Origin of the sequence: Geitlerinema sp. PCC 9228 (genome assembly GCF_001870905.1) — a bacterium.
GTDB lineage: Bacteria > Cyanobacteriota > Cyanobacteriia > Cyanobacteriales > PCC-9228 > PCC-9228.
Genome location: NZ_LNDC01000131.1, coordinates 1 through 17,117 on the forward strand (window position 1 = coordinate 1; position 17,117 = coordinate 17,117).

Genomic DNA, 17,117 nt, shown 5'->3' on the forward strand with positions numbered 1-17,117 from the left:
TGAAACGCGGTAGCGGCGAAGATACTTGGCGGGCAACCGCCTGGGAAAATAGCTCGGTGCCAGGAGTCTTCTTTTTTATTGTTGCTACAGATTGCCCCCTATGATTCCTTTTGTTTATTTCTTATCAAGGGGGATAATTTTTATGGAGCTGTGGTGCGAGTAGCGGTAGCTAGGGGAGCTTGCTTTTGTGCTAGTTCTCGGAATAAGGCGTACATATCGCTAGCAAATTGTTTGGGGTTCCAGATGGGGGCTAGGGATTCTGGTTGTTGGGAGCGTTCTAGTTGTTGAGATATTGCTTTTCTAGCTTGGATGTCTTTGCCCAGCCAGATGGCTTTTTGGATGTATTCTTCCCAATTCCAGGCGATTCCGGCTTGCAAACCAACGTTGTGTAGTAAGGAATATCCCATGCGGGCGAAAGATTGCTGACCTACGTGGGTAATGACGGGAAGATGCAGCCAAAGGGCTTCTAGGGTATGGGTGGCACCGTTGTAGGGATAGGAGTCTAACAAGACATCGGCAATTTTATAAAGGAGACGGTGTTCTTCTTCGGTGCGAGTGCGGGGCATAAATTTGATTCGGTTGTAACTGATCCCATATTTTTCGCAGGTACGCCAATATATCTGCTGCATCATTTTGGTATCGCCAACGCGCGCTTTGTATAGAAGAATGCTGTTGGGAACTGCCTGCAGAATTTGGATTTGCGCTTCTACCATCTCGACGGAAAGTTTAAAACTAGGAGCAGCACATAAGTAGGCTACTTGCTCTTTTCCTATGCGCATGCCCCGACGGATGGTTTCTCGAGCGCCAGGGGCGCATTGCAATCCAGAAATAGCTGTGAAGGAGTTAGGCATTCGGATGATTTTTTCTATGTAATGTGGTTCTACACCGGGGGGATGGGTGAAGCGATCGCTTAGATAATAGTTACGATCGCAAATGTATGGGGCATCGTAGCCCAGCCAAGTAAGGCATACAGGAGCTGGTCGTGCTCGTAAAATCGCAATATGGGACAGTACGGTGAGAGAATCCAAATCTACCAGTACATCAATGCCATCCCGAGAGACTTGTTCGATAATTTCTTGAGCATCGGCATTGCCCTTAGAACGCTGGCTGCGGTAAAATTTCGTAGCTGCTTTCTCAAACAACGCCGTGCGGTCGTCAGCCTTCATTTCTCCAGTAACGTAGAGATAAATTTCTGTATGTAGCTGGGAAAGTTCTTGGAGAATATCAGCACTACACCAACCTACAGAGTGACGGCGGAAATGACGGGAAAGGAACCCAATGCGTAGGGGCCTGCGTTGGTCAAAGGTGGGATACACCCGCGGCGAATTTCCCAAAGCTGCTTGAATTTGCCGGTCGAGGTGCGCCCCATAGTAGTTGCCTACATACCGCGACAGCTTGCCGTTTTCAGCCACACCATCACGCAGGTGGTGCATGTCGAACAGGACATTGAGGTACACCTTGGTGAGTTCGTGAGGCTGTAGCTGGCTGCATTGCTGGTAAACGAGCGGTTCTAACTTTTGAAACTGAGCTGCTGCCACTTGACTCAATCCCGATTTGAGATGGGTTTTGATAAAAATTGCCTTGGCTAAAATTTCTCCCGTACCCGTGCATTCTTGGCAAGCTCGTTCAGCAGCTTCCCTGGCCTCGCTCAGATCTGATTTGCTTCCCAGTAATTCGCACAAGTCCCAATGAGCGATCGCTGCTTCTGGCTGCTGGTCAATTGCTTTTTTTAAATAGAAAATCCCCTCTTCTTTTTTGCCTAAATTTACCAAACGGGAAGCTAAATGGTAGTAAGACTTACCATCAAAAGCTTGAGGCTGGTGTTCGATCGCGCGTTTCCAAGCTGGAATCGCCTTATCCAGTCTTCCCTGTCGTTCCCAAACTTTCCCTAAATTCCAATATACCTCATGCAAATTGGGATTTAACCCCAGGGCTTTTTCATAATAAGCGATCGCGCGTTGCAGCTGATTGTGTTTGGATAGCAAACTGCCGATATTGGAAAAAGCTTCGGCAAAATCTGGTTGGTATTGCACTGCTTTCACATAAGCACGATACGCCGCTTCATCCTGACCGCGCGCCAGCAAACAATTCCCCAATAATTTATAAGCCAAAGCCGATTGTGGTTGGCATTGAATGGCACGATAGCAAGCTGCGATCGCTTGTGGGATATTTTTCTGTTGCAAGTATAATTTGGCCAAACACTCGTAACCCCGTTCGTTGTCCGGCTGGAGTTCCAAAGCACGCCGGTAGGACCGTTCTGCCGCCACATATGCTTCCACCTCCTGCCACAAATCCCCAGCATCCCTTGCCATTTGCGCCGCTTCCGATCCATTGCCCAACCGGAAATGCCATCGCTCCATATCCTCGTAGTATACCAACAAACGATCGACACTGCGCTGGCGATTTTTCTGAATTTCCTCACGCTCTCCTGGCGTAGATGGTCCTAAAACCAGTGCCTTTTGAAAATGTTGTACCGCTTCCAAAAGAGAACCGCGCGCGTGCAGAGCCAGTCCCAGATTGTTATAAAAAATAACCTTACCCGGCTCTAGCTCGATCGATTTTTCCAAAAGCGGAATCGCCGCCTTGAATTGACCGCGTTGGTACGCCACCACCCCCAGCCAATGTAGTGCTTCCGCGTTGTAAGGCTCGTGTTGGAGGAGATGTTTGTAGATTTTTTCGGCTGCCGATAGCTTACCCGAACGGAGGTATCGCAGTGCATTTTTTAAAGCGATTGAACTTGCCATATCTAACTTTAGCTGCTGGAACCAATAAAATGAGCGAAAAAAACCTCGATGATTTATCCTTGGGAAGAAACCAGTTCTTTGCGATCGCCTGTGGCCAATTGCGGACTGGTCACCGTTGGCGTTTTACCGCTTGCCACTTCCTCAATTAACTGTAAATGTTTGGGCAACAAAACAGCATGGGAATATTGCTCCACAATCGTTTGCCTTGCTTCCTCCCGGAGTTCGGCCATGCGGGTGGGATGATCCAAAACTTCACAAACCCGGTCAGCAATTTGCTTGGGAGAGAAGAAATCCACCAACAAACCATTTTCTCCATCGCGAATGACCTCTCGCACTGGTGCTGTATCGGACCCAACGACCAGACAGCCAGAAGCCATAGCTTCCATCATCGACCAAGACAAAACAAAAGGTCGCGTCAAATAAATATGCACATCCGACGCCTGCAAAACTTGCTTGTACAAGCCATAAGGGAGTGTCCCCACAAAATGAACCCGGGACATATCCAAGGGAATCTTCTCTAGCATGTGCTGCTTGTAGCTTTTACCGTTGGGAAGGGATTTGCCGTAGCAAACTCGTTCCGCCGCCACAATCACAACATGGCAATTGGGGCGTTTTTCCTGCAAGTAAGCAATGGACTCAATAAATTCCGGAAAACCGCGGTAGGGCTCCATCCCCCGCGATACATAAGTTACGATCTCATCTGCACCGGATAAATCCAAGTCCGGCAAAACCAATTTCGCTTCCCGGTTGGGTTGAAAATATTCCGTATCTACCCCATCGTGGAGAACCGTAATTTTATCTTGAAACTCCGTCGGAAACTGGGCCTTTTGCCAATAAGTTGGCGATAGCCCCCAATCGCTGCTGTACAAATCCAGCAACATGGGGGCATTTTTAGTACGAATGCGGCATAAATCGTCCGGTTTCAACGGGTCCGCCGGGTCGAAATCCGCATCTGCTCCCCGCGCGCGATAGAACCATTCAAAATAACACATCAAAGGCGTATCGGGAAACGCATCTTTCATAAACAGGGTCGGACCCCAACCCGAATGTCCGTAAACAAGGTCAGGAACGAATCCTTTGGCTTTTAGCTGTTCTGCGATGCGATAGACCGCCTGTCCGTAGAGAACCCCACTTTCCAAAGGACGAACGTAGTGGTGGGTACTGGGATGGGGATTGCGGCTGGGTTTGAATAGTGCCTTGGTAACGCCAGGAATTTTCCATTCCGGACGTTCGTTTTTGGTGCCAAAAACCACCTGGTTGTTGGGGTCTTTGCCTAAAGCCGCCGCTACGTGGCGGAATTGCGCGGGAAAATTCGGATGGAGAAATAAAACTCGCATGGTCGGTCTCGTTTGATTTGCGTCGTAAAAAAACTATCTGTCAGAATAAATAACTGGTTTGCGATCTTCTCAGAGCGATGGCATCAATCGACCTTTGGTGCTCGGCACACCCAAATGCAATCTCTGGGAACCAAGGTTGTATTTTTAACAAGTATCTCATACTGTAGGTGCGTTAGAAATTTTTCCATAATGGCATCGGTCATCACCGAAAAGGCAGTTCCTTGCCGCTTGCCGAGCAAATTGTTTTGCCATTCGCTGAGGAATTTGCGCCATCCCAACTCGCTCAAAACATTGGTATGGTGGAAAATACACAATCGCCGACCGCGCATAACCCGAGGAATCAGCGTCAGGTAGTTAAAAATATCCCGTGGTTCCAGATGCACCATGGTGTCGTAACAAAAGCAAACATCCACCGAGTGGGAATCGATGCCGGCTAGCGACAAACCATCGAGTTTGATATAGCGGACTCGGTCGTTTCCCAACCGCTTTTGGGTGGCTTGGAGCATTTGTGCTGAAATATCGGCACACAGGAGTTTTTGGCAAAATTTCAACAGCAAAGCCGCGGTTTTGCCGCCACCAACACCAATTTCGAGCACTATATCTTCTGGTTTGATATAGGGTTGAATCAGATGCTGCTCAATGAGTGTATTGTACGTTGCGATGGAATCGGCAGCGCCAGCACCTTTGCCTTGCCATTCATCGCCGATGTATTGTAGGTCTGGGTGCAGTTTCTGCCAAGATTTGGCATATCGGTTCCAAGCACCTTCGTAATCAATTCCTTTCCCCATAATGGCATCCTCAACGATTGGCAACTGTGACTTTCCAGCGGACATCTTTGTTCCTAATTTATATCGAAACGACGTTTTTGTTTATCCCCAAGAAAAATTTTTTTGTAAAAAAGCTTCTAGCCGTTGGTTGGGTTCTTTAAAATAACGTGCTAACGGTTGGCGAACTTGCCAACGCGCGAAGCGTTGGCATACGTTTTTAGGATATTCACCGCGATTGTAACGGGAACCTGTGGATATTTTACAGGTGGGAAGTTGCAAAAAAGAAAAAACGCGATCGAGGGTCGCTTGGGGATTTTGAAAAAACCTTTCGCTTTGGAGAATGCAAAATTGCGATCGCGGAAAATATTGCAGCCATCGCTGGATTTGTTCCAAATACAGACCGCGGGATAGGTAGCTATAATGCTGGTGGTTGTAGCTGGCATAATAGTGGCAGGCAATCATTTTTTCCACTTCTCCTTGCAAGCGTTGGGATTCCTGTGCGATCGCATCTGGTAGGGACAATTGTTCGAATCCCAAACGCACTTCGTGGTAGTATTGAGAGATGGCTCGTTCCACCGGATTGCGAAGCAAAACAATGAGTTTCATACGCGGATAACATTGAAAAACCCGTTCGGGAACCAAAGGATGAAATAAATAGTAAGGCGTTGCTTCCCCCGAAATGGTCTGCGCCGGGAAATGATTCGGCGGAAAAAAGGCCTCGTACCAATCTACACCCAAATGGAAAGCCAAATCGAAAAAATGAATTTCCTTCTCTTTTGCCGGTAGAATTTGGGGATGCTGTACCAGATATTGGTATAGAGAAGTCGTTCCCCCTTTTTGCGTACCAATAATTAAAAAATCGGGCATTGCCTACCAGATTTTGCCAAGCTTGCCTCTTATACCATGCCAAGTCCCTACCAGGCAAGCCCTTATAGATAAATATTTGCGATCGCTTTCAAAAAGCCACAGCAAAATTATAGTATGGAGTGCGTATTTACAGCGGCGAAGTATCGCCAAAAATACCAACCATTTTCCCGGCGCATATTGAATTGCCAAATATGTATGGTTGCGGCAAATATAATAGTGGCGCAAGGGAGGATAGTGTTGCAAAAAAATATCGCGCTTCAATAATTTTCGATGGATGGGATAGCCAAAGCAGTGGGTTAAAATAGCCTGGGGAACAATAAAATTGCGATAGCCGGCGCGAACCAACCGCCATCCGTAATCCATATCAATGCCATCAATAAACAAATCAGCGTTAGGGAGGGCAATTTTGGCAGCAGCTTGTAAATCGAGCAAACTCCCAGAAGTAATCGGCGCATCGCAGGGATAAGGTTTGGTAGAATGGATAGACCGGTGGCGGGGTAAAAAGCGATCGCGATCGAAATAAGCACCTTCAATGACCGTATTATTTCTCGGATCGATGGCAGTAGGCGCTACAATTCCAATAGAATAAAAACAACAATATTCTTGATAAACCTGTAGCAATTTTTCCAAACAGTCTGGTGCTGGAATGCTATCTTGATCCAACATCCATAAAAAATCGTATCCTTTCGCGATCGCCCATTGCAAACCCAAACACAATCCCCCACCCACCCCAATATTTTCCGGATGGTGAAAAATCGACATTTGCGAACCATCGGCATTGCCAACAATGGGAGTTTGGGAATTATCCACCACCAAAATATGTTCCACCGCCAGCGACTGTTGGCGAATGCCAGCAATACATGCCGCAACCGCCGCCGCATCCTCGTAAGCCGTAATATAAGCAGCAACGCGCATGCTTCGATATTGCTTAGCAAACCTTCCCAACATGTTTATACCGCTGCTTGGTAGTCGCTAGCCGTGATTTTCTGACCCAAAAAGCGAATTCCCAACACCCCATCCCTACGACAGGTGTATTGTTGGTTGGTAATATCGAATAAAAATAGATTCAAAATCTCAGGCAAAGCCGGTTCTATATTTGCTGTATCCATTACAGATAGCCAGCGATTTATATTTCCTTGGACGCTAACATGGAACATATTGGTAGCTTGCAACACCCGAAAGCCATTATCGGCAAACAAGCGATACAAATCTGCAAAAGCAAATCCCGGAAGATAGTGCTGGAAATTTTCCCATTCTTGCTGGCATAAATCTGGGTCTTGCTGTTCTTGTTTCGAGGCAAAAGGAACCGAGATGTACAAATATTTCCCTGGTTTTACCTTCGCTGCCATCTGTTGAAAAGCGCGTTCGTAATTTTGAATGTGTTCCAAACATTCAATCGACATGACCAGGTCGTATTCTGGTGTCGGATCGATTTGTAAAATATCCCGTTCGTAAAACTGTAAATTGGCAAAAGAATTGCGATTAACCTGGGATTCTGCTATAGAAATATCAGTGGCATCGATGCGAACCTGGGGAAGCCTGCCAGCCAAAAAAGATTCTTGATAAGCTTCCCCGCAGCCAACCGATAAAATTTTTTCTACGCCTTCTGTTTTCCCCAACCCATCGGCTAAATGGGCCAACCTCAAAAAATAAAGACCTTTCCGAGCAACACATTCCCAAAGAATGCGATGTAACTTTTCTTCTGTTTCTAGGTCGATAGATGGCTTGTGTTCTTTGTGGGGAAACAAAAACCCATCCAGTTGATAAGCAGTGGCTTGACGGTAGCAACAGGAAAAACAAATGGCTGCCGCTAGGGGGTCTTGATTTCGCCAACAAATATCGGTAAAATTATGATTTGTCCATAGAGTAATAGCATTTCCTGGCAAGCTATCGCTGGTAATATCAAACCAATAAATTTTATTGTTGCTATCTAAAATAGGGTCAAAATAAAAAGATTGCCAGCTATTATCAGCAAAGGAACGGGTAGATTGAGAAATCTGGCGTAATTTTTCCGTGCGATCGCGATTCCAAATGGTGACATAAACTGTGGCATCAATTTGCTGGCAATAGGTAGCCACCAACAGAGAGATTCCGTTGAGGCGATTGTTCGTTGCGCGGAATTTTTGCGACAGGTGAACTTGGGAAGTAATTTCTCCTACGTGGGTTTGGGTAGAATCTAAAATGGCCGATACGGAACTGTTAGCGTTTGACATAATTTTTGCGAGCAGTTTGAGTGTTACGAACGATGGTTTGAATAGCATCGCGCCACTGCCAAGCAGTATGCTGGAGGGTACGCTGGGAAAATACGTATTCCTTGGCTCGATTGGCTATGGTTTGGCGTTGGGAATGGTTTACCATCATGAAATCCAATGCCTCAACCCAGGCATCGGGATGGTTGTCAGTTAAATATCCAGTTTCCCAATGGCGTACAGTATTTTGATAGGCAGGAACGTTACTGCAAATACAGGGAATTCCCAAAGCACTGTAATCCAAAAATTTGATATCCGACTTACAATTGCTAAAAGGATTGTTTTCTAAAGGCGCGATCGCTAAATCCCAATGGAGATTTTGTTGCATCCAACGGACAAAATTGGGATACTCGCCGTGTTTTCCCACATCCAAAATTTGCCAAGGCATCCCCGCGAAGGCTTCCAGAACTGAAGACTCGGAAATCCCCCCCACCAACTGCAATTCCCAAGTATCTCGATGTTTGTACAAAACTTCCCGCAACGCCTGCAAAACCATCATCATATCCCCATCGTGGGTATAGGTTCCCATGTACCCCAAAACCAGCTTTTGGGAAGGATTTCTTGGCTGCGCCGCCGCTTTTTTGCCTAACAATTGTTCGTCAATAGCATTGGGAACCACAAAAACATTGGCATTCATTCCTAACAAACGCTGCTGGAGATTTTCCGTAGAAACCAACACCCCATCCGCTTCGCGAACCAGATAGCGGATCGTCATTTTTTGTTCTAGCGTCAATCCCTTTTGGGAAGGTCGGTGTTTGGGTAAATCAAGTAAATTATCATCGAGACTGTAAATCAAACAAGTATTATCGCGGCGGATTTGTTCCACCAAAGCCTCCACTTTTTCTAGAGAGACCGTTTGAGGTTGCCAAAGCCGTTCTACAATCGCAACATCGGCCGAACGATACTGAGTATCGTAGCTCAGCCGAAACGAATTCGCGATGCTGGGATGCTGCAGCGGTCGCAACAAGCGAATATGGGAGGTACTGTGGGGTTCGTGGGGGTGGGTATGTTCGTAGATAACGTGGACTTTCATGAAAATATCTGGCTGGTGGGGGTCAATACAATTCGCCAACAGTTGGTCGGGAATTAAACCATTTCTTCAGTGGTTGGTAAATGCAGAAACTTCTTCATTTTCAACCAGGAACTGCGCAGCCGCCAAAATTTGCTGCTTTTCATGGCAGCAATCATGGCTTGTTGGTGTAGTAATTCCGCTTGCAATTGGGTAATGGAATTCTGTAAGTGTTTGACTTGCTGTTCCGTGGCAGAAATTTGGCTGGATTCGCGTTTTCTGGCCCAACCCATGCGACCGCCGTGGGTAATGGCAAAATCGGTAAAATCGGGATGCTGTTTGACCAGCAATTCGTAGACCATTTCTACTTGGGGAGTATCCAATTCGCGATCGCTTAAATGGCCAAATTCTTCTCGCCAGTTGGGAATACAGCCACGCAAAACAAAATTCAAATCGTCAAAAACGATCCATCCCCCCGGTTTTAGCAATTTCGCCACCAACGCAAAAGCCAACCCATCGGTTTCCCATTGATGCGCGCCATCCAAAAAACAAAAATCAAAAATGGGAGTACAAATATTGTCTTGGGTCTGTTTGGCAATTAAATCGGCCAAATACCAATTGTATCCCAACGGTTCGATCGCCACTTCCAAGGTATCGCCAACTTGGGTATGTTCTTGCAAACGGTAGGGATTGACCGATTCGTATAGCTGGCGATCGCAAGCCACCACTTTGCCACCGCCATTCGCTGCCACCGCCGCCGCCATCACGCAGCTGGTGGTTCCGAAACCGCATCCCAATTCCAACCCCCAATGCAACTGATGGCTAGCAACAAACTCGTAAATATCGGCGATCGCATCTTCGGGAAGTAAAAAAATCGATTCCGGCCAAAAACCGCCAATTTCGTAACTTTGTAGCCGTTGCCAAATGGTTGCAAAATCCATAACCTATTCAAAATACAGGACCCAAGGCTGCAACGCAGTTCAATAGAAGACCATCCCAAATCAAAGCAACGCACATTTGTCAGTGCGGTGAATTGTACCACGTACCCAGCGATTTGCTAGCGAGCCACATAGAATTACGCGCCATCAAACAAAACCTCTAGCATATTGTACGCCGATCGCTGCGGGAAATACTGGCAAGCGTCTGCCATGGCTTGACGAACCAAACCATCGCGCAAATAGCGATCGCCAACCAAACGACTCACCGCCGCCACACAATCTTCGTGGGATTCGCTATCTACCACCAACCCATTTTCTCCATCGCGGACAAAACTCACCGAACCACCGCGGCGGGGAACCACAACAGCCGTTCCGCAAAGCATCGCTTCCAACGCCGTCACCCCCAAAGCTTGAAATTTAGAAAAATCCACAAAAATATCCGCTTCGTTCATCAAAGCAGCTACTTGGCGGCGTTTTAACATGCCAGCATGGCGCCAGGTAAAATCGTGGGGAAGTTCTTGGAAACGGGGGTCTTCCGAAAGGCAGCCAAACAAAACAATATCCACATCGCCACCAAAGCGACGGTCGATTTCCCGCAAGACTTCCATCGTAAACCGCGGATTGCGTCGTGGGGTACTGGGACGAATCATCGCTGCAATGCGTACTTTGGCCGATCCATGTCGAAGCAGGGAATTTTCCTGCCGCAGCTGTTGGAAAGGTCGCGGACGAAACAAGTCTACATTGGCGCTGGGACCAATTAACGCACAATCTACGCCGATATGTTTTTTTACCTCATCGCGATTCCACGGCGTTTTGGTAATGCGGACCAAATCCCGGTAGCGGGTGTAGGAATTCCAGGCGCGTTTGTATTCGGCAGACCCAGGAGAAAAGAAATAAGGCTCAAAATCCAGGATGTAATAAGCTTTCACCGTTTGATTGGGAAAGCGATCGAGTGCATCCATCCACTCCACAGAAGCATATAAAGTGGCAACCACTGCATCAAACTTGGGAAGAATCTTCCCCAACTCCTGCGGACCTTCCGCATAAACCACCGGAACCGGCAGGTCGGGATATCCCCGTTCAAAACCAGCTTGCATATGCGTCCAATTGGCAATTCTGGCGTCTACTCCCATTTCTTGCATGGCTTGCGCCGCTTGCAGGACCAAATTGCCACCACCGCCAGGTTCGGAAATTGGTAGTAAAAAGAGAACTCGCTTGCCTTCCCATTTCGCCATCCCTTTCTCGATGAGTTCCCGCTGTTGCCACAAATTGCGGACACGGACCCGGATGCCTTCTAACACCCGGTTTTCCCGGCATTGGCTAACGCCAAAGGTAATGAGGTCTTGACCGTGTTTGCTGGCTAAAAGGCGATCGGCATTTTCGCAGAGGCGGCGACGGCGATCGCTGGTGTAACTGCGCGCCTGGTGGTGGTAAACGTAGGCATCGTCAGCAACCGCCAATTGCCATCCCGCCTGACGGGTTCGTAGGCAATAATCGTTCTCTTCTCCATATCCGGCAGCAAAGGTTTCTTCGTCGAAAATGCCAATATCTTCAATTAGCCGTCGCCGAATCAACAAACAGAACCCATTGAGAAACGGAATGCGGGGGTACAACCGCGCCGATACCTGCGCGATCGCATTGGCTACTTCTGCAGTATCCATTCCCTCTGGCAGAAAATTATCGGCCCAATCGCCGCGTTCGTCAAAAATTTCCGGAACCGACTGCCAAGAAGCTTTATTGGAAAGCGGTCCCACCAAACCAATGGTAGGGTCGGATTCGGCACATTGAACCATGCGATCGAGCCAATTGGGTGTCACAATGGTATCGCTGTTCAACAGCAAAGCATAATCGCCGCTGGATTGTCGCAATCCCTGGTTGGCCGCTAGGGTGTAGCCGCGCGCGTTTTCATTGCGTAGTAGGGTGGCGTTTTGGGAAGTGGCAAAGCGTTCTAAATAGGTTTTGGTTTCCACCTTGCTGCCGTCGTCTACCAAAATTAGGTGGTATGGCATGGAGGTGTAGCGAATCACAGACGCCAAACACCGTTTGACATCTGCCAAAGCGTTGTGAACGCAAACAATAATATCTACCGTTGCTGTATGAGGTTGTAGTGGTGGTGGGTAGGGAACTTCCTCAAAAAAAGCTTGCGATTGGGAATCTGGTGGCGTTGTGGTTGCTGGTGTCGGCTGCGATTGGGGAATCGGTGGCATTCCCACTTCTACCGTTGGCGCTTTCAGGTAGTCGGGATTTCTGGTGAAGAGAAATTTCAGGCGGTTTTTCAAGCGAAACCAGGCATTGCGCAGCTGCCAAAACTTGCTGGTTTCCATGGCCGTGATGGTTAAATTGGCGCGATCGAGTTGCCATTGGGTGGTGGATAGTTCTTGTTGGGTTTTTTGTAGCTGCGATTGCCACTGAGATTGCGCTTGCGCCTGGTCTGCTTCTTGTTGCTGCAGTTTTTGTTCGTATTGCTGGCGAATTTCTTCGCGTTCTTGATGGAGTTTTTGGGATTTTTCGGCAAATTCTTGTTCTTTTTGCCAGAGTTTTTGCTGCCACTGGCGTTCGGTTTGCTGCAATTTGGCTTGCAGGGGTTCTACTTGCGATCGCAACTGTTGTAGCTGTGTTTGCGATCGCTGTAACTGTCGGGACAAATCTTCTTGTTTTTTTAGCGATCGCTCTAATTGTAATTCAATTTCACGGCGTTTTTCCTGTTCCGATAAATAGCGAAATTCTGCCTCTGCAAATACGTTGGCAAAATGCGCTGTATACAAACGCAAATGCTTTTGACTGATGTATCGAACCAGCTGGCGGCGGTTTTCTGGCAAGTTACAAGCACTCACCATAGAGTTGTGGCGGCAGCGATAGTCAAACAAAACTTCCGGAAGGCGATAAAACTGCCATTGGTTTTCCAAAGCTGACAGCCAAAAATCCCAATCTTCATATCCCAACTGTTTGGGAATATGGGGATCGTAACCACCACAGTCTTGCCAAACCCGCTTGCGAATCACTGCACAAGCATCGATTTGATTGCCATTGAGAATTTGACTTAAATCCACTTCGGGAAATTCCCAAGTTCCCGTTTTCTCGCCAAACAGTTCCGCATAGCCGTGAACCACACCCACTTGGGGATAGGTATCCAAAATTTCCGCACCTTTGGTAATATAATTGGCGCGAATGCGATTGTCCGCATCCAAAGGTAAAAAATAGCGACCCTGCGCTGCTTTTACACCTGTATTTCTCGCCGCTGCCAAACCAGCATTTTCTTGGTGTTCGATAACTCGATAGCCTCGTTCTTTTAAATAAGTAAGGGTCTTTTGGGTAAGTTCCTCTGTAGAAGCATCGTCAATAATAAGAATTTCGTAAATCGGTTGCTGGCAGGTTTCCACGCTGGCAATGGCCTCTAGAAGAAATTCCCCGTGGTTGTAACAGGGAATAATGACTGAAACGGCAATATCTGTTTTCTCGTCAGGGGTTTTGGCAATTTGGCTGTCTGGTTCTTCCCAGATTTGCGGCTGGTTCATAGCAACGTCTCCTCGAAATGCTTTCCTATTTTACCGGAAAAACCATCCCCATACCTGCTTTTTGAAATTGTGCCAACCTTGATAGACCGGCCAAAATTTGGAAGCTTGGATGGTGGCTAGTTGCGATCGCAATTGTTGGAGTTCCCACAGGTATTTTTGTTGTTGCTGCATCGATTGCAGGCTATCTCGATACATTTGCAAAACCAATTCCGCCGCCTCGCTATTTTCCGAGTTTGATAAATTACCCGAAAAACCGCTAGGCAAATCGGCAACACTATCCAAATTTGCCAAAAGTTGCAGGCTTTCCGGATACAAGCGTTCCAGCAAACCCACCAGAGGATGGTTTCTAGGTAACTGGCGAAACATTTGCGCGTCGAAAATAGAAGCAGCTTCTGGTTTGGCTTGCCAATGGGGGGGGGACGAAAATTGAAATTTCTCCCGCAATAATTGTACGAGTTTTTCTGGTTCCTCCCACAAACGATTGACATTGCATAAAATACAGCGGTGGGGATGGCGGCGATAAAAGTCCCACAGGTGGCGATTGTAATACTGCCAAATTTTTAGGGGATAGTCGGGGTTTTCTAAAAAAATGGGTGCGTTCAAACGGAAAATGGAATCCACCACATCCCAAGGATAGCGATAGACCAATATGTAATTGGTTTCTGGTAGCAATTCCTGCCAAAAATCAAGTAAAAGGGTGGTGCGCGGATCTTTCCATCCCCACCAGCGATGTTTCTGGCGTTTGCGGAGAAGTTCTTTGGCAGCTTCTGTATAGTTGGAAAATTTTTGGCGGTCTAATTGTTCGTTTTCTGTCCATCCCCAATCGACCCAACCGCCATCGTCTTGCGGACAGCAATCCGCTAATAGCGATCGCTGAAATTGCAAAAAATCAATATCTTCAAAATAGCCTTTGGCATTGTGTCGATCTGCCTGCCAAAATTCTTCCCCCAAATCGACTCCCAACGCCTGCAAAAAAGCTGCTGTCAGTGACGTACCGGAACGATGCATTCCCGCGATCGCAAGTGGTGGATGTAGCATTTCTATGTCTCCCACATTTCCTGCCACTGGGGTTTGGGAAAATTATATAAATGGGAGGACGTTTTTACCCGCGTTGGCGTTCCTTTGATTGCTACAAATGTAGCGCGATCGGCTTGTTTTTGCTGTCGCATAACTTCATATTTTGGTACCAAAGGTTGGTGGCATTCGTAAACAGATGTAAACCCAACGCGATCGCAAAAATTCAATAGCGAAGCGCGCGTTAGCCAGAAACTTTGCACGTTATCCAAAGAAGACCAAAGCACGTTTTTTCTTTCTTTCAAACTCGATTTAGGACTATGTTCGCTGTAAATACGTCCCCAATAAGTTTGCTGCTGGTACTGATAGGAAATTTCGGCATTCAAAGCAACATGGGTGTCCAAAATTACCAAACCGCGGCAAGCGTGAGCAATATTTTCCAAAAAAGAAAATACATCGGGAACGTCTAAATGGTAAAGAATTCCCAAACAAAGAATCACGTCAAAATAACCGTATTTTTCCGCAGAAAAATAGCGCACATCATCTTGACAAAAAGAGATATTTTTGGTACCCAAAACCTTTTTAGCAAACCGCGCCTTTTCCAAATTGGCTGAGCGCGCCTCAATTCCTACCACATCCGCCCCTTGCAAAGCCATTTCCAGTCCGTACAATCCTTCCAAACAAGCCAAATCCAACACCCGCAAATTTTCCCAAGAATTGGGCATCCAATCGGCAACAATTTGCAAAATTCGCTGTACCTTTACTTCCGACCCCACCAAACGATGGGAATCAATGGTGTACAAATCCTCTTGCAAACAAATATTGTGATTGGTCCATTCGCCAAAAGCATCAACAATCTCTTGCCGGCGACGTTCAATGTCATCGCGTTTCATAAAACCAACCTCAGCAGAAATCCAAAAGAATCAAAAATTGGGGAACAAAGCATTTACTTCACTTTCACGGAAAATCTTCGATACGTTAACCAAATTTGACATGGAAATCTCCGTCAAACGGGGAATGTTTTCCTCGCCAATGTTTTTAGGACTGGTGGGGCTAACGGCACTGCCTTCCCCTGTTAGGGCAGTTTAACCGTTAACGGCAGGGCGACCAACACCGAAAGCATTTGTAGGTACCATGACCTGAAAAACGTAGTCAGTTCGTTAAGATTTAAGCCGATCAGCTACCTGAAGCTGGAGGCATGAAACCCCCGTGCTTCAGCCGGGGGGGCTGACTTGATGGATTTTGGATGGAGATTTGTTCGCGGGAAGTCAGCTGCGGTTCGATCAGCAGATCCACAATACCGCTGCTGAAGGAGTCGTTGTTAGGAAGAACGCGAAACATCGCCACATCAATGCGCCGGTCCATATAGGTAAACTGACCATCGACCACGCCGGAAACCCCAGCATTGAGAAAATAAACCCCAGGATTGAGCACGCATTTAAAATGAAATTGTACCGTTAGCAAGGTACCCGCCTCGATATGGCTTTCGGTTTGCGAAGCCGTCACAAAAGAAGCGCCACCTAACTCCAATCCCCGTACGGTTTTGATTAGCATCCCCAAACGAACGTTGTTAGCCGACTTTTGAAAGCGAATGGCATAGGTGTAAATATAGTCGCGACGGCTAATCAGATTGTTAACCACCATCCCCTCGGGGGTCGTCACCTGGGGGTCGATAATGGTGGCACCGCGGGAAATATACGAAGTGGTGGAATCGGGAACCAAATTGGGGTCAAAAAACTCCTCCATCGCCGTTGCTTCGCTGGTTTCCCTGTCGTGACCGTTGCGACTGGTTTTTAACTCCAGCGCGGTGGAGGTCTCCTTTTGGGGGGTCAAAGCAGTCAGGGAAGATTGCTGACTATGGCAAATTTCCTGGCGCAGGAAGGGATATTGCTCGCTGGGTGCATAAATGAGCTTGTGGTATTTGTCCAAAACCACCTTGGGATGGTGGCGCAGCAGCAGTTCCCCGTGGTCCATCAAAACGGCTTCATCGCACAGTTCCAACACCTGGGAAGCGGAGTGGGAGACGAACAAAATAATGCCTCCCCTTTCCCGAATCTCGCGAATGCGTGCGAAACACTTGCGCTGGAAAGCTTCATCGCCAACGGAAAGTGCCTCATCGACCACCAGAATATCCGGTTCCACGTTAATGGCGACAGCAAACGCCAGCCGCATGAACATACCGCTGGAGTAAGTTTTTACCGGTCGGTCGATAAAATCGCCAATATCGGCAAAACCGGCAATATCGTTGAATTTGGCGTCGATTTGTGCGGGGGTGAGGCCGAGCAACTGGCCGTTAAAAAAAACGTTTTGCCGCCCGGTAAATTCTGGGTTAAAACCGCTTCCCAATTCTAGCAATGCGGAAATTTTTCCCCCTACCGAAACCTCTCCGGTGGTTGGCAGCAGGGTACCGGCAATAATTTGTAAGAGGGTACTTTTGCCAGATCCATTGCGTCCGACAATGCCGAGGGTTTCTCCCCAGGCGACTTCTAAATTAATGTTTTGTAGCGCCCAAAATTCTTCAGCACGGCTTTTTCCTGGCAGCAGGAGTTCCTTGAGGCGATCGACCGGATGGTGGTATCGCTTGAAGCACTTGCATACATTTTGGAGCGAAATGGCAATCTCACTCATTGGATTCGTGAAGGTGGTTTCGATAGGTGCTCTTCAGGCGTTCGGTGAA

12 protein-coding genes are annotated in these 17,117 nt (G+C 47.4%); all 12 read right to left on the reverse strand.

The genetic code is table 11. The features are described from left to right. Positions 1-140 precede the first annotated feature (140 nt). Positions 141-2,744 carry a tetratricopeptide repeat protein gene (locus AS151_RS13560; RefSeq protein WP_084639584.1) on the reverse strand — a complete coding sequence of 868 codons (2,604 nt, stop codon included), beginning with the start codon at positions 2,742-2,744 and terminating at the stop codon, positions 141-143. A gap of 53 nt (positions 2,745-2,797) precedes the next feature. After that, positions 2,798-4,081 (reverse strand): glycosyltransferase family 4 protein, encoded by a 1,284-nt coding sequence (locus tag AS151_RS13565; protein ID WP_071517593.1) that lies wholly within the window; start codon positions 4,079-4,081, stop codon positions 2,798-2,800. A gap of 83 nt (positions 4,082-4,164) precedes the next feature. After that, complete coding sequence (locus AS151_RS13570) at positions 4,165-4,893, reverse strand: class I SAM-dependent methyltransferase (protein ID WP_244533013.1); 729 nt, start codon at positions 4,891-4,893, stop codon at positions 4,165-4,167. Between the two features lie 57 nt (positions 4,894-4,950). Then, positions 4,951-5,715 (reverse strand): sulfotransferase domain-containing protein, encoded by a 765-nt coding sequence (locus AS151_RS13575; RefSeq protein WP_071517594.1) that lies wholly within the window; start codon positions 5,713-5,715, stop codon positions 4,951-4,953. A gap of 3 nt (positions 5,716-5,718) precedes the next feature. After that, positions 5,719-6,630, reverse strand: a complete 912-nt coding sequence (locus AS151_RS13580) for a glycosyltransferase (protein ID WP_084639594.1) — start codon at positions 6,628-6,630, stop codon at positions 5,719-5,721. A gap of 35 nt (positions 6,631-6,665) precedes the next feature. After that, positions 6,666-7,928 carry a class I SAM-dependent methyltransferase gene (locus AS151_RS13585; RefSeq protein ID WP_071517596.1) on the reverse strand — a complete coding sequence of 421 codons (1,263 nt, stop codon included), beginning with the start codon at positions 7,926-7,928 and terminating at the stop codon, positions 6,666-6,668. Continuing rightward, positions 7,915-9,036, reverse strand: a complete 1,122-nt coding sequence (locus tag AS151_RS13590) for a glycosyltransferase (RefSeq protein ID WP_139240660.1) — start codon at positions 9,034-9,036, stop codon at positions 7,915-7,917. Before AS151_RS13590 ends, AS151_RS13585 begins: the two co-directional genes overlap by 14 nt. Before the next feature lie 14 nt (positions 9,037-9,050). Further along, positions 9,051-9,914 (reverse strand): class I SAM-dependent methyltransferase, encoded by an 864-nt coding sequence (locus tag AS151_RS13595; protein ID WP_071517598.1) that lies wholly within the window; start codon positions 9,912-9,914, stop codon positions 9,051-9,053. A 134-nt stretch (positions 9,915-10,048) separates the two neighbouring features. Continuing rightward, a complete protein-coding gene (locus AS151_RS13600; RefSeq protein WP_071517599.1) occupies positions 10,049-13,426 on the reverse strand; it encodes a glycosyltransferase in 3,378 nt (1,125 codons plus the stop codon). 30 nt (positions 13,427-13,456) lie between these two features. Next, positions 13,457-14,464 (reverse strand): sulfotransferase, encoded by a 1,008-nt coding sequence (locus AS151_RS13605; protein ID WP_071517600.1) that lies wholly within the window; start codon positions 14,462-14,464, stop codon positions 13,457-13,459. 2 nt (positions 14,465-14,466) lie between these two features. Beyond that, on the reverse strand, positions 14,467-15,333 hold the full coding sequence (locus AS151_RS13610; RefSeq protein ID WP_071517601.1) for a methyltransferase domain-containing protein: 867 nt from the start codon (positions 15,331-15,333) through the stop codon (positions 14,467-14,469). A 283-nt stretch (positions 15,334-15,616) separates the two neighbouring features. Next, positions 15,617-17,068, reverse strand: coding sequence for an ABC transporter ATP-binding protein (locus AS151_RS13615; protein WP_071517602.1), 1,452 nt, complete (start codon positions 17,066-17,068; stop codon positions 15,617-15,619). Between the last annotated feature and the right edge of the window lie 49 nt (positions 17,069-17,117).